Source organism: Rhodococcus sp. NKCM2511, assembly GCF_014905595.1.
Lineage (GTDB): Bacteria > Actinomycetota > Actinomycetes > Mycobacteriales > Mycobacteriaceae > Rhodococcoides > Rhodococcoides fascians.
This window is the reverse complement of sequence record NZ_BNHJ02000001.1, coordinates 279,119-298,566: the sequence shown is the minus strand read 5'-3', so window position 1 is coordinate 298,566 and position 19,448 is coordinate 279,119. Positions and strand designations below refer to the sequence as shown.

At 65.3% G+C, this 19,448-nt stretch carries 18 protein-coding genes; 9 read left to right on the top strand and 9 right to left on the bottom strand.

Translation table 11 applies throughout. The annotated features are described in order from the left end of the window. Nucleotides 1-2,100 (bottom strand): transketolase, encoded by a 2,100-nt coding sequence (gene tkt, locus JLZ96_RS01190; protein WP_201009375.1) that lies wholly within the window; start codon nucleotides 2,098-2,100, stop codon nucleotides 1-3. A gap of 444 nt (nucleotides 2,101-2,544) precedes the next feature. Here tkt and JLZ96_RS01185 point away from each other — a divergent pair, with 444 nt between their 5' ends. Continuing rightward, the gene (locus JLZ96_RS01185) at nucleotides 2,545-3,549 is read left to right on the top strand and encodes a heme o synthase (protein WP_027497015.1); all 1,005 of its coding nucleotides are present in this window, start codon (nucleotides 2,545-2,547) and stop codon (nucleotides 3,547-3,549) included. Nucleotides 3,550-3,577: 28 nt separating this feature from the next. On the opposite strand, the gene JLZ96_RS01180 is transcribed toward JLZ96_RS01185, so the two are convergent. Then, nucleotides 3,578-4,543, bottom strand: coding sequence for a quinone oxidoreductase (locus JLZ96_RS01180; RefSeq protein ID WP_201009374.1), 966 nt, complete (start codon nucleotides 4,541-4,543; stop codon nucleotides 3,578-3,580). 135 nt (nucleotides 4,544-4,678) lie between these two features. Here JLZ96_RS01180 and JLZ96_RS01175 point away from each other — a divergent pair, with 135 nt between their 5' ends. Beyond that, complete coding sequence (locus JLZ96_RS01175) at nucleotides 4,679-5,053, top strand: hypothetical protein (protein ID WP_027497017.1); 375 nt, start codon at nucleotides 4,679-4,681, stop codon at nucleotides 5,051-5,053. Nucleotides 5,054-5,242: 189 nt separating this feature from the next. Here the strand turns inward: JLZ96_RS01175 and JLZ96_RS01170 are convergent, their stop codons facing one another. From JLZ96_RS01170 to mptB, 4 genes are all read right to left on the bottom strand, one after another. Next, nucleotides 5,243-6,247, bottom strand: coding sequence for a heme A synthase (locus JLZ96_RS01170; protein ID WP_032365763.1), 1,005 nt, complete (start codon nucleotides 6,245-6,247; stop codon nucleotides 5,243-5,245). Nucleotides 6,248-6,314: 67 nt separating this feature from the next. Continuing rightward, entirely contained in the window at nucleotides 6,315-7,115 is an 801-nt protein-coding gene (locus JLZ96_RS01165) for an ABC transporter permease (RefSeq protein WP_032365764.1), read from the bottom strand. Next, nucleotides 7,112-8,056 carry an ABC transporter ATP-binding protein gene (locus JLZ96_RS01160; RefSeq protein WP_032365765.1) on the bottom strand — a complete coding sequence of 315 codons (945 nt, stop codon included), beginning with the start codon at nucleotides 8,054-8,056 and terminating at the stop codon, nucleotides 7,112-7,114. Before JLZ96_RS01160 ends, JLZ96_RS01165 begins: the two co-directional genes overlap by 4 nt. Next, on the bottom strand, nucleotides 8,053-9,711 hold the full coding sequence (mptB, locus tag JLZ96_RS01155) for a polyprenol phosphomannose-dependent alpha 1,6 mannosyltransferase MptB (RefSeq protein WP_236254043.1): 1,659 nt from the start codon (nucleotides 9,709-9,711) through the stop codon (nucleotides 8,053-8,055). Before mptB ends, JLZ96_RS01160 begins: the two co-directional genes overlap by 4 nt. Before the next feature lie 217 nt (nucleotides 9,712-9,928). Between mptB and JLZ96_RS01150 the strand changes: the two genes are divergently transcribed. From JLZ96_RS01150 to JLZ96_RS01120, 7 genes are read left to right on the top strand one after another with little or no spacing between them, the layout of a single operon-like run. Beyond that, on the top strand, nucleotides 9,929-10,810 hold the full coding sequence (locus JLZ96_RS01150) for a transcriptional regulator (RefSeq protein WP_308436827.1): 882 nt from the start codon (nucleotides 9,929-9,931) through the stop codon (nucleotides 10,808-10,810). Next, a complete protein-coding gene (gene sufB / locus JLZ96_RS01145) occupies nucleotides 10,807-12,252 on the top strand; it encodes a Fe-S cluster assembly protein SufB (RefSeq protein ID WP_027497021.1) in 1,446 nt (481 codons plus the stop codon). Before JLZ96_RS01150 ends, sufB begins: the two co-directional genes overlap by 4 nt. A 24-nt stretch (nucleotides 12,253-12,276) precedes the next feature. Further along, nucleotides 12,277-13,467 (top strand): Fe-S cluster assembly protein SufD, encoded by a 1,191-nt coding sequence (sufD, locus tag JLZ96_RS01140; protein ID WP_094694594.1) that lies wholly within the window; start codon nucleotides 12,277-12,279, stop codon nucleotides 13,465-13,467. A gap of 39 nt (nucleotides 13,468-13,506) precedes the next feature. Beyond that, a complete protein-coding gene (sufC, locus tag JLZ96_RS01135; RefSeq protein ID WP_027497023.1) occupies nucleotides 13,507-14,283 on the top strand; it encodes a Fe-S cluster assembly ATPase SufC in 777 nt (258 codons plus the stop codon). A gap of 2 nt (nucleotides 14,284-14,285) precedes the next feature. Then, on the top strand, nucleotides 14,286-15,578 hold the full coding sequence (locus JLZ96_RS01130) for a cysteine desulfurase (protein WP_032388406.1): 1,293 nt from the start codon (nucleotides 14,286-14,288) through the stop codon (nucleotides 15,576-15,578). Then, nucleotides 15,578-16,075 (top strand): Fe-S cluster assembly sulfur transfer protein SufU, encoded by a 498-nt coding sequence (gene sufU, locus JLZ96_RS01125; protein ID WP_032365767.1) that lies wholly within the window; start codon nucleotides 15,578-15,580, stop codon nucleotides 16,073-16,075. The genes JLZ96_RS01130 and sufU overlap by 1 nt, the downstream gene beginning before the upstream one ends. After that, complete coding sequence (locus tag JLZ96_RS01120) at nucleotides 16,072-16,452, top strand: metal-sulfur cluster assembly factor (RefSeq protein ID WP_201009372.1); 381 nt, start codon at nucleotides 16,072-16,074, stop codon at nucleotides 16,450-16,452. The genes sufU and JLZ96_RS01120 overlap by 4 nt, the downstream gene beginning before the upstream one ends. 21 nt (nucleotides 16,453-16,473) lie before the next feature. Here JLZ96_RS01120 and JLZ96_RS01115 read toward each other — a convergent pair whose 3' ends face one another. From JLZ96_RS01115 to JLZ96_RS01105, 3 genes are read right to left on the bottom strand one after another with little or no spacing between them, the layout of a single operon-like run. Further along, the gene (locus JLZ96_RS01115) at nucleotides 16,474-17,445 is read right to left on the bottom strand and encodes a Ku protein (protein ID WP_032365768.1); all 972 of its coding nucleotides are present in this window, start codon (nucleotides 17,443-17,445) and stop codon (nucleotides 16,474-16,476) included. Nucleotides 17,446-17,496: 51 nt separating this feature from the next. Beyond that, a complete protein-coding gene (locus JLZ96_RS01110; RefSeq protein ID WP_236253801.1) occupies nucleotides 17,497-18,639 on the bottom strand; it encodes a lycopene cyclase family protein in 1,143 nt (380 codons plus the stop codon). Continuing rightward, entirely contained in the window at nucleotides 18,636-19,424 is a 789-nt protein-coding gene (locus tag JLZ96_RS01105; RefSeq protein ID WP_045841762.1) for an SDR family oxidoreductase, read from the bottom strand. Before JLZ96_RS01105 ends, JLZ96_RS01110 begins: the two co-directional genes overlap by 4 nt. Between the last annotated feature and the right edge of the window lie 24 nt (nucleotides 19,425-19,448).

Below are 19,448 nucleotides of genomic sequence, written 5' to 3'. Positions count from 1 at the left end.
TTATCCCTTCACGTTGGTGATGGAGCGCTGCGCGGCCGCGACGACGGCGTCGGCCGTGAAGCCGAACTCGCGGAAAAGTGTTGCCGCATCGGCAGATTCGCCGTAGTGCTCGAGCGAAATGATCTCGCCGAAACCGCCGACGATCTTCCACCACGGCATCGCGATGCCGGCCTCGATGGACACCCGCGCCTTGACGGTGGGCGGAATGACCTGGTCGCGGTAGTTCTGGTCCTGGCTCTCGAACCACTCGACACACGGCATCGACACCACGCGTGCCGCGATGCCCTGCGCCTCGAGCAGCTTCTGGGCCTCCACTGCGTACTGCAGTTCGGAACCGGTGCCGATCAGGACGACGTCGGGAGCGGCCTTGGAGGACTCGGAGAGGATGTAGCCACCCTTCGAGACGCCCTCGAAGCTGGTGCCTTCCAGGATCGGGATGCCCTGACGCGTCAGCGCCAGGCCGACGGGCCCGCTGCTGCTCGACCTGGCGAGCACCGACTGCCAGGCGTAGGCCGTCTCGTTGGCGTCACCGGGGCGTACGACAGACAGGTTGGGAATTGCACGCAGGGCCGCGAGGTGCTCGACCGGCTGGTGCGTCGGGCCGTCCTCGCCGAGGCCGATGGAGTCGTGGGTCCATACGTAGATGGGATCGATGTCCATCAGCGACGCCAGGCGAACCGACGGCCGCATGTAGTCGCTGAACTGCATGAACGTTCCGCCGTACGCGCGGGTCGGACCGTGCATGACGATGCCCGACAGGATCGCACCCATGGCGTGCTCGCGGATACCGAAGTGCAGCGTGCGGCCGTAGGGCTCGGCGTCCCAGTCGTCGGTGGAGATCGATGTGGGGCCGAAGGACTTCGCACCCTTGATCGTGGTGTTGTTGCTGCCTGCGAGGTCGGCCGAGCCGCCCCACAGTTCCGGAAGAACGGGTCCGACGGCGTTGAGGACCTCGCCCGACGCCGCACGCGTGGCGACGGCCTTGCTGCCGGGCTCCCACGTGGGCAGCACGTCGGTCCAGTTCTCGGGCAGCGTGCCCTGCTGAAGACGGTCGAGCAACTGCTTGCGCTCGGGCTCACGGGCTGCCCAGGCCTCGAACTGCGTCATCCACTCGTTGTGTGCGGCGCGGCCGCGTTCCTGGAGTTTGCGAGTGTGGCCGATGACCTCGTCGCTGACCTCGAACGTCTTGGCCGGGTCGAAGTCCAGGGCCTGCTTGACCTTCGCGACCTCGTCGTCGCCCAGCGCGGCACCGTGGACGGCACCGGTGTTCATCATCGTCGGAGCCGGGAACCCGATGATGGTCCGCAGCACGATGATCGACGGCTTGTCGGTGACGGCCTTGGCGGCCTCGATGGCGTCCTCGATCGCGGTGACGTTCTCGCCGCCCTCGACGACCTGTACGTGCCACCCGTAGGCCTCGTACCGCGCGGCGGTGTTCTCGGACAGGGCGATGTCGGTCGAGTGCTCGATCGAGATCTTGTTGTCGTCGTAGAACAGGATCAGGTTGCCGAGCTGCTGGGTGCCAGCGAGCGACGACGCCTCGGACGTGACGCCCTCTTCGATGTCGCCGTCGGAGGCGATCACGTAGATGAAGTGATCGAACGGGCTCTCGCCGAGCGCAGGTTCGGGATCGAACAGTCCGCGTTCACGGCGCGATGCCATTGCCATTCCCACAGCGGATGCCAGTCCCTGGCCGAGAGGGCCGGTGGTGATCTCGACGCCGTCGGTGTGGCGGAACTCGGGGTGCCCCGGGGTCTTGGACTTGTAGGTCCGCAGTGCTTCGATGTCTGCGAGCTCGAGACCGAAACCGCCCAAGTAGAGCTGCAAGTACAGGGTCAGGCTCGAGTGACCGCACGACAGCACGAAACGGTCGCGGCCGATCCAGTGGGTGTCGGTGGGGTCGTGGCGCATGGTGCGCTGGAAAAGGGTGTACGCGAGGGGAGCCAAGCTCATCGCGGTTCCGGGGTGGCCGTTGCCGACCTTCTGCACTGCGTCCGCTGCCAGGACACGAACGGTGTCGACCGCCCGGGTGTCCAGGTCCGTCCAATCGCTGGGGTGGTGCGCCGTGGTGAGGACGTCAATATCGTCTGTGATCGACACGAGCAGAAATCTCCTGACATTCGTTCGAGTTGTGGCTCCGAGGATTCGTCGCTCGGCGGTAACTGCACAGCGCCTGCGTGAGGCGCGAACGTAGTCGATGCCGAAGGACGTCCCCCACCAGCCTAGTTCCGACCGACGCTACTGTCGTGCCTTCCCCCGTCGGAGCACGAACGTGTGTGGCGTCGCCGCATCGTTCTTCGGTTTGGGTGCCCTGCGAATTGGACGTGCAAACCCCGCCGTCTACCATCGTCTGTAGTAGGCGCATGCTCGACGGCTCCCGGGGGCAATTTCCGAACCGGGACCATCCGCGTGCGCGTCGGTGGCCGAGGTCCTCGTGAGGCGGTTCTCCCAGGATCGGTCGGTCGCCAGGAACGAACCCGCGTGCCCGACGGCGCGTGGCAAGTGGCCGAGCGCCAGAGAACGACAGTCGTGCGAGGAGACGCAGTGCGAATTGGGCAGCAGCCGGGCGGACACGGTTTCGCCGGCGGCCCCGGATTCGGAGCAGACGACCAGGGCGACACCGAACACGCCGCGCCGGCGTCGGCGCCGCGCAGAGCGTGGGCTCTCTTCCTGGCCTATGTCGCGCTGACGAAGCCTCGGGTCATCGAACTACTTCTCGTCACGACCATTCCCGCGATGCTGCTGGCAGATCGCGGTCACGTGGACCCGTGGCTGATTCTCACCACACTGTTCGGTGGAATGCTGGCCGCGGCGAGCGCGAACACCTTGAACATGGTGGTCGACGCAGACATCGACAAGGTGATGAAGCGCACCGAGAAGCGGCCGTTGGCCCGCGGCGCGATGCCTGTGTCGCACGCACTGGTGTTCGGTCTCGTCCTCGGGGTGTTCTCGTTCTTCTGGCTCTGGGCGACGACCAACCTCCTCAGCGGCGTGCTGGCCGTCGTCACGATCTGCTTCTACATCTTCGTCTACACCCTGGTGCTCAAGCGCCGAACTTCGCAGAACGTGGTGTGGGGCGGTGCCGCCGGCTGCATGCCGGTCATGATCGGCTGGTCCGCCGTCACCGGCACGATCGGCTGGCAGGCGCTGGTGATGTTCCTCGTCATCTTCCTGTGGACACCGCCGCACACCTGGGCCTTGATGCTTCGCTACAAGGAGGACTACCAGGCGGCCAACGTCCCGATGCTTCCTGCCGTCGCGTCGGAGACCAAGGTGACCAAGCACATCGTGCTCTACGCGTGGGCCACGGTTGCTGCGACGTTGGCACTGGCCCCGGGCTCCGGCGTCGTCTACGCGGTGATCGCGGTGGCATCGGGAATTTGGTTCCTCGTCGTGGCGCATCGCCTGTACGCAGGCGTGCGGGCTGGAACACCGGTCAAGCCTCTCAAGCTGTTCATCCTGTCCAACGAATACCTGGCGCTGGTGTTCTGCGGCCTCGCCGTCGACTCTGTCCTCGGCTGGCAGACGCTCGCCCAGCTGGTCTCCTGAGCGAGCGCCTCCTCACATCTGCACCCGATCAGGGGACGAGAACGATCGAACCGGTCGTCTTACGTCCTTCCAGGTCCATGTGTGCCTGCGCGACATCTTCTAGCGCGTAGCGAGCGCCGACCTCGACCGTCAGAGCGCCGCTCGACAACGCGTCGAACACATCGCCCGCGCGCCATTCGAGCTCGGCTCGGTCCCGTATGTGATGCGCCAGCGTGGGTCTGGTCAGAAACACCGATCCGGCCCCGTTGAGCCGTTGTGGGTCGAACGGCGGTACCGGTCCGCTCGCAGCACCGAACAGGGCCAGCGTGCCTCTGATGCGCAGCGACGCCAGACTGGCCTCGAACGTGTCGGCTCCGACACCGTCGTAGACGGCATGGACGCCCTCGCCGCCGGTGAGTTCGCGAACCTGGGCCGCAATGTCGTCGTCGTACCGCAGTACGTGGGCGGCACCGGCCTGGACCGACCGCTCTGCTTTGGCATCGGTGGACACCGTCGTGATGACCCGTACGCCCTTTCCGACCGCCATCTGGGTCAGCAGTAGTCCGACGCCTCCCGCGCCCGCGTGCACGAGGACCGTGTCGCCGCTGCGCGCCGGGTAGGTGGACTCGATCAGGTAGTGCGCAGTCATGCCCTGGAGCAGCGCCGACGCCGCCTGATCGGCCGGAACGCCGTCGGGAACGGATATGGCGGACGAGGCGTCCACGACGACGAACTCGGCATAGCTACCCGGCGCGGCCGCCCAGGCGATACGGTCCCCAGAAGCGAACGCGGTGACGTCAGGACCGGCCTCGTGGACAACTCCGGAACCCTCGTCGCCGGGGATGTAGGGCAGGGACCGTGGATAAAGGCCGAGGCGGAAGTAGGTGTCGATGTAGTTGATCCCGATGGCGTCGACGCGCACGAGAACCTGCCCCGGTCCGGGCTCGGGAATGGGCACGTCCACGACGACCATGACCTCGGGTCCGCCGGTGTTGTCTACTCGAATGGCACGCATATCCCTGTTCTACACGGGAGCGATGTGAGTTCGAGAGCGGACGCACGCTTCCACGACGGGTGCGACAAGTTACCGATCAGTAGCGATTCGGCGGGCCGATGCCGCCACGGTGGACGACCTCGGTATCGTGTCGGCATGGCTACCGAAATCGACAGTGCGGGCAACGAGAAGGACACGTCCAACGAGGTTCCGAAGGGAACTCTCGCGGCTGTGAAGGCGTTTCTCGCCGATCACGGCAACTCGGCAAGTGTGGTGATCCAACCCATCGGTCGGGCCGGAACCCGGCTCACGCTGGTCGGCGCAGACGGAGTGCTCGGAGATCAGGTGGTTCCGTCCACTGCGGTCGCACACGCGATCGTCGCCAGGTTCGACGAACTGACCGAGGCGGAGTGGGACCGCGAGCTGGTCAGTTCGGTCAATCCGGCACCGGGCCATTACGAGAAGATGGCCGGCTGGGTCGCTCGGCAGAAGAAGTTCCCCAAGGCCCGCAACCAGGCCATCGTCGGGTAGGACGAGAGCCGCAAAGTTTTTTCGACTCGACGGGAACCGTCTCGCAGTCCGATGCGTCGAAGTCAGTGGAGGGGCAGTCGGCCATCTGAGGGGGAGGTCGGCTGCCCCTCCGCTGTGATTCGAAACTGCTGTGCTCGGACACCCGCGTGTCGAGCCTGCTGAGGCCCGGCACCCGAAGACTGCCGGGCCTCAGGACGCTGCGGCGACCCTGTCCACTTCGTCTTCCCGATCGGCAACCGCAGGACCGCGTGTTCTGCACGATGCCCACAGCGCAGCCGTGGCAGCCGTGCAGGCTCCGGCACCGGCAACGTGGAACGCGACGAGTACTGCGGGAACGCCCGTGAAGTACTGCACCAGGCCGATCAGGGACTGGGCCAGCACGATCGCCACCAGAACGTGCAGCCGCTGCTTGACGGCAGTCGGCGCCCCGACCGCGTACAGGGCGAAACCGAGCCCGACGAGCAGCGCGAGATACCCGACCAGGAATTGCGAGTGGGCGTGCACCAGCGTGACGATTTCGATGCCCAGGCGCGGTACCGGCTCGTCGATGCTCTTGTCGCCGGCGTGCGGGCCGGCACCGGTCACCATCGTCCCGGCGATCAGTACGCCGGTCAGCGCGACGCCGGACAGGGCAGTGAGCCCGCGTAGCGCGGCGGGGACGGTGGGCAGTGACTTCGGCGCGGAGTCGGTTTCACCCACCTTGACGAACAGCAGGGTAGCCAGCCAGACCATTGCCATCGACACCACGAGGTGAATGGCCACTGTCCACCACAGCAGGCCGGTCAGCACGGTGAAGCCACCGATGACGGCCTGCACGACGGTTCCCAGCGGCATGAACCACGCGAAGAGCAACACCTCGCGCCGCCGGGCCGCGCGAGTGACAGCGAGAACGACGGCCGCAGCGGCGATGACCACCACGAAGGTGAGCAGTCGATTACCGAACTCGACTGCCTGATGCAGCACCGGAACCTCGGATACTCCGACCGGCGTGAAGCTTCCGGGGAAGCACTGTGGCCAGGTGGGGCACCCGAGCCCGGAGCCGGTCACTCGAACCACCGCACCGGTGACGGCTATGCCGCCCTGGGTGAGGATGGCGATGAATGCCAGCACCCGCTGTACCCGCAGCGAGGGCAGGGGCAGATAGGCCACGAGGCGCAGGAACACGCCGTAGAGCTTCCGTAGGAGGTAGGGCACTCCACGATGGTAAACGCCGATCAACTACACAGCGTCGTTGGGTAGAGCGACCGGTGGAAAGCCTCGCTCAGGTGAATTTGAAGGTTCGGACCGCGAGAGTGCCGCAGACCGCAGCCCAGACGAGCAGCACGGCGATCCCGAAGAGGTCGAACGACGAGGCCACACCGCGGTTGAGCGCCTCGCCGAGTGCGCCGGACGGGACTATCCGTGCGACGTTCTGCAGGCCCTGCGGAATCTGGTCGTCGACGAACACCGCGCTGCCGATCCCGAGCATCACGAACCAGGCGACGTTGGCCAATGCCAACACGATCTCCGCCCGCAGGGTGCCGCCGAGCAGCAACCCCATCGAGGCGAACGTCACCGTTCCCAAAGCGATGACGACCGCCCCGAGCACCAGGCCTGCCGCACTCGGTCGCCAGCCGAGGGCGACGCCGATCGAGCCCAGCAGAACCGACTGCATGATCACCACGATCACGACGGCTACCGACTTGCCGCCGATGATTCCCCACCGTGGGAGTGGCGTGGCACCGAGTCTCTTGAGGGCGCCGTAGCGACGATCGAACCCGACGGCAATCGCCTGTCCGGTGAATGCCGTCGACATGATGGCCACCATCATCACCGCCGGCACGACCCGCGCGACGCGGTCGTCGCCGAGCTCGCCGAACGGCAGCAGGGTGAGTCCGATCAACAGCGTGATCGGAATGAACATCGTCAACAGCAGCTGCTCACCGTTGCGCAGCAACAACTTCAGCTCGAGACGCGACTGTGCGAACAGCATCCGGGCGGCCGACGCCGGCTGTGGGCGCGGCGCGAACAGTCCTGTCTCGAAACGGTTGTCGGCGAGCCGGGCTTCTCTGCGCACCGTCACATCCTCAATTCTCTGCCGGTCAGTTCGAGGAAGACGTCCTCGAGCCGCCGCTGATCGACCTGCAACTCCGTCGCCAGCACGTTCTGTTGTGCGCACCAGGAGGTGACGACCACCAGGATCTGCGGTTCGATCACTCCGGTGACCACGTACGACCCCGGTGACGTCTCCGACGGTACGTAACCGGAGGGCAGGGCCGCGTCGAGCAGGGACAGATCGAGACCGGGGGGAGCGGAGAAGCGCAACTGTCCCTCGGCTCCCTGCTTGGTGAGCTCGGACGGGGATCCGGAGGCGACGACGCGACCGTTGTCGATGATCGTCAACCGATCCGCCAGCTGCTCGGCCTCGTCCATGAGATGTGTGGTCAGCAGAACGCCGACGCCGTCGCGTCGAAGTGCGTCGATCAATTCCCACACCAGCAGTCGGGCCTGGGCGTCTAGTCCCGCTGTCGGTTCGTCGAGAAACACCAACTCGGGGCGGCCGACGATGGCACAGGCCAACGCCAGTCGCTGCTGCTGGCCACCGGACAACCGCCGATAGGGTGTGCGGACCGCCGAGGTCAGGCCCAGACAGTCGAGCAGCCACGTCGTGTCGAGAGGGTCGGCCGAGTACGAGGCGACGAGCTCGAGCATTTCGCCTGCCTTGGACCCCGGGTAGGCACCGCCTCCCTGCAGCATGACGCCGATGCGGGGTCGGAGCTGGGCGGACTCGGCGATGGGGTCGAGGCCGAGGATTCTGACCGTGCCGCTGTCGGGTACGACGAAGCCTTCGCACATCTCGACGGTGGTGGTCTTTCCGGCACCGTTCGGGCCGAGCAGCGCGAGAACTTCACCCGCACCGATGCTCAGGCTCAGTCCGTCGACGGCGGTGGTGCCGTCGTAGGACTTGCGCACGTCGGTCAACTGCACGACAGGTTGCGCCGCATTCGACGTCCCGGAGATCACGAGGACTCAGCGTATTCGTCGGTGTGCCGCTCGGGTGCCGGTGGTCCGATGCGCGTGGGCCATGGCAGCCGGTTCCGTGTCAGCAGATACAACACGACGATGGTCAGGATGGTTATCACTGCGGCCTGCACGATCTGGAACGGCTGGTATTCGCTGCCGTTCGGCATGAGGATCACGCTGACCAGAGACGAGAAGGCAATGGCGGGACGCCGGAAGGACGGAGTGGTGGCCCATGCGGCCAGCGGAATCACCGCCCACAGCAGGTACCAGGGCTGGACTACCGGGAACAGCAGAACCACTGCTCCCAGCGCCACCCCCAGCGCTCCCACCGAGTGCAGTCGGCCCCTCAGGACAGCGACCAGCATGCGGATCACGATGACGCCGGCGACGACGGCTGCGATCGGCCGAGTGAGACTCAACACAGCGGTGGTGTGATCGCCGAGGCCGAGCAGCACGCCGACGAATCCGGTAGCCAGGCCGAGAATCGTGGGAATCGACATCCAGCTGCGCACCACCCCCGCGGTACCCAGAGTGTGGATCCAACCGAATCCGAGTCCGCTACCCAGGCTCACGGCGACTTGGACGGCAACGGCGATCGTGCCGAGCAGCAGCGCAGCGTAGACGACCGATCTCAGAGTGCCGCCCCACCGTCTCGACAGCGCCATGCCGACGAACCCCAGCGCTATCAGCGACGGGATCTTGATCGTCGACGAGAGTGCGATCACACCCGCTCCGCCGATGAGGAACGCGATATCGGTGCTGCGCAACGCACCCGGGCGCTCGATCGCACGCAGCGCCAGTTCGGTACCCGCGAGCATGAGCCCGATCATCAGGGCCTCGTTGTGAATTCCGGCGACCAGGTGGAACAGCAACAGCGGGTTCGCTGCACCGAGCCACAGTGCCGTGACCGACGCGACCCCGCAGCGGCGTGCGAGACGCGGCAGCGCCCAAACGATCAGCGCGACTCCCGCCAAGGCGAGCAGTCGGTGCAGGAAGATGCCGGCGACGATGTTCTCGCCGGTCAAGTACGTGATCCCGCGCCCCATCCACAGGAACAGCGGACCGTAGGGTGCCGGAGTCTCTCGCCAGATGTTGGGCACCGTCCGGGTCAGGACGTTGTCGGCCCCCAGTGCATCCACGGGGCCGATCTCGTAGGGGTCGAGACCGCGGGCCGTGATCTCGCTCTGGGCCAGGTAGGAGTAGACGTCGCGCGAGAACATCGGCGGTGCGACGCTCAGCGGCAGGATCCACAGCAGCAGAGTTCGGTCCATCTGCGATCGGGACAGGCGGCGAGGAGTCGCGCCCGATCGCGTCCGCCCCAACGCGAACCTGCCGAGCAGTAGCCACGCGAGGACCACGACGACGGTTCCCGTCATGGTCACCGTCAGAGCCGACGTGGCCATGCGCGACGGCAGGCTCAGTAACCGGACGCCCGCGATCGGGTTCTGCAGTACCGGCTGCGCACCCGCGCCGAGCGCGCCGATCGCCATCAGCAGCGCGCCCGCGGCTCCGAAACGGCGAATGTTGCGTAGCTGAACGGTCTCGGCGGGATCGAGACCGGGCGCCTCCGGCTCGTCGCCGTGCAACGTGGCGACACCGGCACCCGGTGGGGTCGGTTCCAGGCCGAACACGCGCCGAGCAGGGGTGAGAATCATCCTGTGCAGCAGCGTGCCGCGCGTGGATTCGGGGTTCTCGGGATCGGGGGACGAGCTGGCACCGGTCGCGGAAGGCGAGTTCTCGGAACTCTGCTCACTCTCGGTCGATGGCACAGTGGGAGCGTAGCTGTGTGCCATGGCGCGATTCACCCGGTCCTCCGGACTCCGCGGCCTGCGTCGCCCGGCTCGGATTCACCTGAGGGATAGGGCACCCTTGCTGGACCAGGTGAAACAATTCCGTCACACTGGTGTTGTGAAAACAACCGAGAGCTCGCTCGTGCGTCCGGAAAGCGTCGATCCATCGACCGCCGGAGCAGGCGCGTCGTCGGTGCGACCGGCATCGGCCCCCGAGGGGCAGACGCGGGGCGCAGTGGTCACCCTACTGCTCGAAGAAGGCCCCATCACCGCGTCCGATATCGGCACTCGCCTGGGATTGAGCGCGGCCGGTGTCCGGCGCCACCTCGATGCGCTCATCGATGCAGGCGAGGCCAGGATCACCACCCCGGCGGGAGCACGTCAGCGTGGACGCGGGCGACCGGCCAAGCATTTTCAGCTCACGGCAGCCGGCCGCAATCGGCTGGGCCACACCTACGACGATCTGGCCGGAGCCGCCATGCGGCAGCTGCGCAAGATCGGTGGCAACGACGCCATCGAGACGTTCGCGCGGCAACGCGTCAACACCATCGTTGCCGACGTCGAACCCGCGACCGGTTCCGACACACATGCCGTGGAAACGGCGGCGGGAAGAATTGCCGACGCGTTCAGTGCGGCGGGATTCTCGGCCACCACGCGGCAAGTCGGCAACGGAGTGCAGATCTGCCAACACCATTGCCCGGTGTCGCACGTCGCAGCAGAGTTTCCCGAACTGTGCGAGGCCGAACAAGCAGCGTTCGCCGAGATCCTCGGCACGCATGTGCAGCGTCTTGCCACCATTGCGAACGGCAACTGCGCTTGCACCACACACGTACCGCTCACCTCGACGCGATCGAGGAGCGGTCGATCCGATACCGACGTATCGACAGATAGTTCACACAAGATGACGTCCGACACGCAGCCCCGTGTCGGAGAACGCACACGCCTCCGGAAGGAGCCCGCATGACCGTCACACCAGACCAGGTGACACCCGCCGCGCCGCTGACTCAGGACGAGACCATCGCATCGCTCGGCACCTACGGATACGGCTGGGCCGATTCCGACGTGGCCGGCGCGAGCGCCAAGCGCGGCTTGTCCGAGGCTGTCGTCCGTGACATCTCGGCCAAGAAGAGCGAGCCCGAGTGGATGCTCGAAGCCCGTCTGAAGGCTCTCAAGACCTTCGACCGCAAGCCCATGCCCAACTGGGGTTCCGACCTGGACGGCATCGACTTCGACAACATCAAGTACTTCGTGCGGTCCAGCGAGAAGCAGGCCGCTACGTGGGACGACCTGCCCGAGGACATCAAGAACACGTACGACAAGCTCGGCATCCCCGAGGCCGAGAAGCAGCGCCTCGTGTCCGGTGTCGCCGCTCAGTACGAGTCCGAGGTCGTCTACCACTCGATCCGTGAGGACCTCGAGGCGCAGGGTGTGTTGTTCCTCGACACCGACACCGCACTCAAGGAGCAGCCGGAGCTGTTCCGCGAGTACTTCGGCACCGTCATTCCGGCAGGCGATAACAAGTTCTCTGCGTTGAACACCGCAGTGTGGTCCGGTGGATCGTTCATCTACATCCCGCCGGGCGTGCACGTCGACATCCCGCTGCAGGCCTACTTCCGGATCAACACCGAGAACATGGGCCAGTTCGAGCGCACGCTGATCATCGTCGACGAGGGTGCCTACGTGCACTACGTCGAGGGCTGCACCGCGCCGATCTACAAGTCCGATTCGCTGCACTCCGCCGTGGTCGAGATCATCGTCAAGAAGGGTGGTCGTTGCCGGTACACGACCATTCAGAACTGGTCGAACAACGTCTACAACCTGGTCACCAAGCGCGCCAAGGCAGAAGCAGGCGCAACGATGGAGTGGGTCGACGGCAACATCGGCTCCAAGGTCACCATGAAGTACCCGGCTGTGTGGATGACCGGCGAATACGCCAAGGGCGAGGTTCTCTCGGTCGCGTTCGCAGGGCCCGATCAGCACCAGGACACCGGTTCCAAGATGCTGCACCTGGCACCGCACACGTCGTCGAACATCGTCAGCAAGTCCGTCGCCCGTGGCGGTGGACGGACGTCCTACCGCGGTCTGATCCAGATCAACAAGGGCGCGCACGGCTCGCGTTCGACGGTCAAGTGCGACGCCCTACTGGTCGACACGATCAGTCGGTCCGACACCTACCCGTACGTCGACATCCGTGAGGACGACGTGTCGATGGGTCACGAGGCCACTGTCTCGAAGGTCAGCGACGATCAGTTGTTCTACCTGATGAGCCGTGGCATGACCGAGGACGAAGCGATGGCCATGGTCGTCCGCGGATTCGTCGAGCCCATTGCTCGCGAACTGCCGATGGAGTACGCGCTCGAGCTCAACCGGCTCATCGAGTTGCAGATGGAAGGGTCGGTCGGATAAGTGAACAACCCCCTCACCGGAGTCATGGGTGCCGTGGCATCCGAGAACCCCGATTCCGCCAAGGAAGACAAGTCGAAGCTCGTCGCCAACAAGGGCGCTCAGTTCACGTCGTACGACGTGAACGCGTTCGAGGTGCCGTCGGGCCGCGACGAACTGTGGCGCTTCACGCCGCTGCGTCGTCTTCGCGGCCTGCACGACGGTTCGGCAGTCGCCGACGGGACCGCTCAGGTCACCGTCGGGGCTGCGGACCAGGTGGTCGTGGAGACCGTGGGACGTGACGACGATCGACTCGGGAAGGCCGGCGTGCCTGCCGATCGGATTGCCGCACAGGCATATTCGGCCTTCACCGAGGCCACGATCGTCAGTGTTCCCAACGAGGTCGAGGTAGCGGAGCCGATCGAGATCACGATCGACGGACCGGGCGTCGACCACGTCGCCTACGGACACGTGCAGATTCGCCTCGGCACGTTCGCTCGCGCCACCGTGGTGATCGATCAGCGCGGCAGCGGCACGTACGCCGAGAACGTCGAGTTCGTGCTGGGTGACAGCTCGCAGTTGCACGTCGTGCTGATCCAGGACTGGCAGTCGGACGCGGTGCACGTGGCCGCCCACCACGCCCTGCTCGGACGTGACTCGGTGTTGCGCCACTACAACGTCAGCCTCGGCGGCGACTTGGTGCGCATCAGCCCGACCGTGCGCTACAGCGCGCCCGGCGGTGACGCGAACATGCTCGGTGTGTACTTCGCCGACGCCGGTCAACACCTCGAGCAGCGACTGCTCGTCGACCATTCGGCTCCGCATTGCAAGTCGAACGTGATGTACAAGGGCGCGCTCCAGGGCGAAACCGGACCCGGCACCGTCGACGCACACACCGTATGGATCGGCGACGTTCTCATTCGCGCCGAGGCCGAGGGCACCGAGACGTACGAACTGAACCGAAATCTCGTGCTCACCGACGGCGCTCGCGCCGATTCGGTACCGAACCTGGAAATCGAAACCGGCGAGATCGTCGGAGCAGGGCACGCCAGTGCTACCGGCCGATTCGACGACGAGCAGCTGTTCTACCTACGTGCTCGCGGCATCTCGGAGGAGGTGGCCCGCCGACTGGTCGTCCGCGGCTTCTTCCACGAAATCATCGACAAGATTCCGGTCCCCGCCGTACGCGAGCGTCTCGATGCTGCCATCGAGACCGAGCTCGCCGTCGTCGGCGCGTAGGCCCAACCGAACCTTTCTCGACTGCACAAAGGAACTTTGATGTCCACACTCGAAATCCGCGATCTGCACGTCAGCGTCGCCAACACCGACTCGTCCGCCGAGCCGATCGACATCCTCAAAGGTGTCGATCTGACCGTGAAGTCCGGCGAGACGCACGCGATCATGGGACCCAACGGCTCCGGCAAGTCCACCTTGTCGTACGCCATTGCCGGCCACCCGAAGTACACCGTCACCTCCGGCACCATCACCCTCGACGGTGAAGACGTTCTCGAGATGAGCGTCGACGAGCGCGCCCGCGCAGGTCTGTTCCTGGCGATGCAGTACCCGGTGGAGGTGCCCGGAGTGTCGATGTCGAACTTCCTGCGCACCGCCGCCACCGCCGTGCGCGGCGAAGCCCCCAAGCTGCGGCACTGGGTCAAGGAAGCCAAGACCGCCATGAGCGAGCTCGAAATCGAGGCGAACTTCCTCGAGCGCAACGTCAACGAGGGTTTCTCCGGCGGCGAGAAGAAGCGTCACGAGATCCTGCAGCTGGGACTGCTCAAGCCGAAGATCGCCATTCTCGACGAGACCGATTCCGGCCTCGACGTCGACGCTTTGCGCGTGGTGTCCGAGGGCGTGAACAAGTACAAGGAGCGTGAAGACGGGGGAGTGCTGCTGATCACGCACTACACCCGCATTCTTCGCTACATCAAGCCCGACTTCGTGCACGTCTTCGTCAACGGTGAGATCGTCAAGTCCGGCGGCGCCGAGCTGGCCGACGAGCTCGAGGCCAACGGCTACGCCGGCTACACGCAGGCCGCGACCACCGGAGCATGAGTATGGCTGCACCGGCAGCTGTGACGGTAGCGACATCGTTCGATGTCGCTACCGTTCGCCGCGATTTTCCTATCCTCTCGCGCACCGTCCGCGACGGAAAGCCGTTGGTGTATCTGGATTCCGGCGCAACCTCGCAGCGGCCGGTGCAGGTACTCGACGCCGAACGCGAGTTCCTCACCACCTGTAACGCGGCGGTGCACCGCGGGGCGCATCAGCTGGCCGAGGAGGCCACCGACGCGTACGAGGGAGCCAGGGCGGATATCGCCGCGTTCGTCGGTGCAGACGTCGACGAGATCGTCTTCACCAAGAACGCAACCGAGTCGCTCAACCTCGTGACGTACGTGTTGGCCGATCAGCGCTTCGATCGTCATCTCGGACCCGGTGACGAGATCGTCGTCACCGAACTCGAACACCACGCCAATCTCGTTCCGTGGCAAGAGCTTGCGGCCCGTACCGGCGCAACTCTGCGGTGGTACGGGGTGACCGACGACGGTCGAATCGACCTCGACTCGCTGGAATTGTCGTCCGCGGTGAAGGTCGTCGCGTTCACCCACCAGTCGAACGTGACCGGTGCCGTCGCTCCCGTCGAGGAGTTGGTGCGTCGCGCCCGAGCTGTCGGCGCGCTCGTCGTTCTCGACGCGTGCCAATCCGTGCCCCATATGAAGGTCGATTTCCACGACCTCGATGTCGACTACGCAGCGTTCTCCGGCCACAAGATGCTGGGACCCTCAGGTGTCGGAGTGTTGTACGGAAAGGCCGCGCTGCTCGATGCGATGCCGCCGTTCATCACCGGCGGATCGATGATCGAGACGGTCACGATGGAGAAGACGACGTTCGCGCCTCCGCCGCAACGCTTCGAGGCCGGTGTGCCCATGACGTCGCAGGTCATCGGGCTCGGTGCCGCCGTTAGGTACCTCGACAACATCGGTATCGACGCCGTGGCAGCTCACGAAAAGACCTTGGTCGCAGCGACTCTCGCCGAGTTCGCAAAGATCGACGGCGTTCGAGTCATCGGCCCGACGGAGAACGTCGATCGAGGTTCGGCAGTGTCGTTCGTCGTCGACGGTATCCACGCACACGACCTTGGGCAGATTCTCGACGACGAAGGCGTCGCCATTCGCGTCGGTCATCATTGCGCGTGGCCACTGCATCGGCGCTTCGGAGTGGCAGCGACCGCGCGGGCGTCTTTCGCGTTGTACAACACGGTCGAGGAAGTGCAGGTGCTCGCGAACGCGATTCGTCGCGCGCAATCGTTCTTCGGCACCGACCGCAATGGTGAGGAGGGACACGCCTGATGCGAATGGAACAGATGTACCAGGAAGTGATCCTCGATCACTACAAGCATCCGCACGGTCGTGGACTGCGCGAGCCGTTCGGTGCGGAGGTGCACCACGTCAATCCCACCTGCGGCGACGAGGTGACTCTGCGGGTTCACGTCGACAACGGCACCGTTGCGGACGTCTCGTACGACGGCCAGGGTTGCTCGATCAGCCAAGCCGCCACGTCGGTGCTGACCGATCAGGTGGTCGGATTGTCAGTCGAGGACGCCTTGAAGACCGTGGATTCGTTCAGCGAGATGGTCGGCAGCAGAGGTACCGTCGAGGGAGACGAAGACGTCATCGGCGACGGCATTGCGTTCGCCGGTGTGGCCAAGTACCCGGCTCGCGTGAAATGCGCCTTGCTGGGTTGGATGGCTTTCAAGGATGCGGTTGTTCAAGTAGTGGACGCAGAAACGACAGCTACGACGGGCGAGACCGCCCAGTCGGCACTTTCCGGAGGACAGCAATCATGACCGACGCAACAGAGACCACACCGGCTGTGACGACGACGCCGGTGAAACTCACCGCCGACGAGATCAAGGTGCTCGAGGACCTCGAAGAAGCGATGCGCGACGTCGTCGACCCCGAGCTGGGAATCAACGTCGTCGATCTCGGTTTGGTCTACGACATCAAGATCGACGCCGAGGACATCGTCACCGTCGACATGACACTGACATCGGCGGCCTGCCCGTTGACGGACGTCATCGAGGATCAGGCCCGTGGTGCGCTCGTGCGCAGTGGGCTCGCCGCCGACCTCAAGATCAACTGGGTCTGGATGCCGCCGTGGGGACCGGACAAGATCACCGACGACGGACGCGAGCAGCTTCGGGCCCTCGGCTTCACCGTCTGACGGTCTGGTCCGGCTGCCCCGTCACGCACCCTTCGCTTCGTCGGTCGACGGGGCAGCCTTCTTTGCTGCGGCCTTCTTGGCCGGAGCCTTCTTTGCCGGGGTCTTCCGCGCGGTGGTCTTCTTGGCAGCGGTCTTCTTGGCCGGTGTCTTCGACGACGAAGATTTCGAAGATGATGATGTCGACGAATCGGACCCCGACTTCGCGTTCTTTCCCGCGGCCTCGACGCTGCGCTGGAGCGCGGCGACCAGATCCACGACCTCCGCGTCCTCGCCGTCGTCCTGTGACTCGGCCTCGGTGTGGATGACCTTCTCGCCACCGTTCGCCAGTGTCTCGTCGATCAGTTTGCGCAGTTCGATCTGGTAATCGTCGGTGTACTCCGTCGGATCGAATTCCGAGGACATGCTCTCGACGAGCGACGTCGCCATCTTCACTTCTTGCGGGCGCGCCGACGGTGCGTCGTCGAGCGACGGGAATTCTGCGGCTCGTACCTCGTCCGGCCACAGCAGAGTCTGGATGACCAGCACGTTGTCACGGACCCTCAAAGCGGCCAGCCGCGTCTTCTGTCGCAGCGTGAAATGGACCAGCGCGGTGCGTTCGGTTTCTTCCAGCGTCTCTCGCAGCAGTACGTACGCCTTGGGCGACGACGAGTCGGGCTCCAGGAAGTAACTCTTGTCGTAGAGGATCGGATCGATCTGCTCGGTCGGAACGAATTCGAGAACGGGGATCTCGTGCTTCTCGGCAGCGGGGAGTTTGTCGAAGTCGTCGTCGGTGAGGATCACGCGCTCGCCGTCGGGCGAGTCGTACGCCTTGTCGATATCGGCGAACTGGACCGATTTTCCGCATTCCTGGCAGATGCGGTCGTACTTGATTCGTCCGCCGTCCTTTGCGTGCACTTGATGAAACCGGATGTCGTGTTGCTCGGTGGCCGAGTAGACCTTCACCGGAACGTTGACGAGTCCGAAGGCGATCGAGCCTTTCCAAATGCTGCGCATGTGTTCATGATCGCCGACCGGGCGCCTGTGTGTCGACCGTTGCCGAGAAACTCAGCCGCGTCTCGGAGCGTGGACGACGGTGCGCGCGATGGCGAGCCTGGCCGAGACCGGAAGCGTAGGGAACATTCTCAGCATTGCGGTCATGGTCCCCATGGCGTCGTCGTGGCCGGACAGGTAGGAGCGTTGCAGTTCGACCGGCAGCGAGAAGAAGCTGGCGAAGAACTGCGGAACCATCTCCGGCTCGAGGCTCAACGCAGTGCGCAGACCTAGATTGCGTAGCTTCTGCACCGTCCAGGTGTGGAGTGCACGTCGGCTCCCCGGCTTGCCGGTGCGAAGTCCGTCGACCAGGTGATCGGCAGACGCCAACGACGCGGCGACGCTGTATCCCGTCGCCGGATGCATCAGATTCGACCGCGACCCGAACAAGACGGGACCGCTTCGTGGGGTGTGCAGCCGCGAGCGCGGCGGAGGTTCGACCGAAAAGCGCACCCGCTCGACGTCCTCGGTCCCGGTCGGCACGAGATCGCGTCGGGCGAGACGATGATGCAGACGAGTCCGGAGTACATCGAGGTGGAGGGCAGGCCTGCCGACCAGGCACGTTTCTTCGAGCAGAACGCGGTGGTCGTCGAGTGCGACGGCATAGAGAAAACTCGGAACTTCACCGGGTCGTACGCCGTTGTCGGTACGCCAATCCATGAACCAGGCGTCGGAGCCTTCCAGAACGGGCTCGGCGCGTTCCCGCTCGACGACGATTCCGTATGCGGTCTGTTGCGCCAGATCACGCGAGTCGAGCGTTCCTCGCGCATCGACGACGTGGCGAGCCGTGACGACCGTCCCGTCGACGGTGGTGACGCGGGTGCCGGTGACGTCGACTGCGGTGCCCGCGTGCACTCGTACGAGTTCGAGAGACAGCGAGGCTTGCAGGGCATGCGTGTCGAGCACGCAGTACGTCCGGTCGATGACGCGATGTCGATCGGTCCACACTGCGGGCCTGCGTGCAGTCGAGGCGATTGCGGACTCCGAGAGCCATGACGGCAATTCGTCCGCCCATGCCGAGTAGGTCGGCGTCCAGGTTCTGGACGGGTGCGGATCGAGTGCGAGAACGTCCATACCCGCGGCCGCGCAGCGGTGGGCGATCGCGCGACCCGCCGGTCCCAGCCCGATCACGGCGACGTCGGCCGACAGGTCGCTCACATTCCGCCGGTGGCGAGCAGGCCACCGTCGACGCGCACCGTCTCGCCGGTGATCCACGAGGACGCGTCCGAGACCAGGAACGCGACGAGCGATGCCACGTCCTCGGGGGTACCGAGCCGCTTCATCGGGTAGCCGGCCGCTGCTGCTTCTTCACCGCCGGCGAACAACGCCTCGGCGAACTTGGTCTTCACCACGCCCGGCGCCACCGCGTTGACGCGGATCTTCGGACCGAGCTGCCATGCCAGCTCCTCGGTGAGCCGAATCAACGCAGCTTTGGATGCGCCGTACGCGGCAATGACTCCGGTGGAGCGGATGCCTGCGACGCTGGCGATGTTGACGACCGCACCGCCGTGTTCGCCCATCCACGCATGGAACGCGTTCTGCACGAAGCCGAGCGTGCCGACGACGTTGGTGTCGAAGATCTTGCTGACACCGACGAGGTCGGCATCCATCAGCGAGCCGTAGACGGGGTTGATACCGGTGTTGTTGACCAGGATGTCCAGCGAACCGAAGGTCTCGACGGTGCGGTCCACTGCGGTGCGCCGGTGTTCCGGGTCGCCCGCGTTACCGTCCAGCGCGAGTACGGAGTCGCCGAGTTCCGCCGCGACGGCCAGCAACGGTTCCCGCTTACGCGCAGTGATGGCCACGTTGGCACCGCGCGCGAGCAGTTCTGCGGCGATCGCGCGGCCGATGCCTCGACTACCCCCGGTGACCAGTGCGGTCCGTCCGGTGAGGTCGAGGGGCAGGGCTGGGCGGGCAGTGGCCGTTTCGGTGACGTCGGTCATCGCTCAGACGTTACCGGGGTCACC

Bases quoted from the DNA above. Each gene is read 5' to 3' on its own strand.
- JLZ96_RS01180 (WP_201009374.1), bottom strand. From the start codon at position 4,543: ATGCGTGCCATTCGAGTAGACAACACCGGCGGACCCGAGGTCATGGTC.
- JLZ96_RS01175 (WP_027497017.1), top strand. From the start codon at position 4,679: ATGGCTACCGAAATCGACAGTGCGGGCAACGAGAAGGACACGTCCAAC.
- mptB (WP_236254043.1), bottom strand. From the start codon at position 9,711: ATGATTCTCACCCCTGCTCGGCGCGTGTTCGGCCTGGAACCGACCCCA.
- sufB (WP_027497021.1), top strand. From the start codon at position 10,807: ATGACCGTCACACCAGACCAGGTGACACCCGCCGCGCCGCTGACTCAG.
- sufD (WP_094694594.1), top strand. From the start codon at position 12,277: ATGGGTGCCGTGGCATCCGAGAACCCCGATTCCGCCAAGGAAGACAAG.
- sufC (WP_027497023.1), top strand. From the start codon at position 13,507: ATGTCCACACTCGAAATCCGCGATCTGCACGTCAGCGTCGCCAACACC.
- JLZ96_RS01130 (WP_032388406.1), top strand. From the start codon at position 14,286: ATGGCTGCACCGGCAGCTGTGACGGTAGCGACATCGTTCGATGTCGCT.
- sufU (WP_032365767.1), top strand. From the start codon at position 15,578: ATGCGAATGGAACAGATGTACCAGGAAGTGATCCTCGATCACTACAAG.
- JLZ96_RS01120 (WP_201009372.1), top strand. From the start codon at position 16,072: ATGACCGACGCAACAGAGACCACACCGGCTGTGACGACGACGCCGGTG.
- JLZ96_RS01115 (WP_032365768.1), bottom strand. From the start codon at position 17,445: ATGCGCAGCATTTGGAAAGGCTCGATCGCCTTCGGACTCGTCAACGTT.
- JLZ96_RS01105 (WP_045841762.1), bottom strand. From the start codon at position 19,424: ATGACCGACGTCACCGAAACGGCCACTGCCCGCCCAGCCCTGCCCCTC.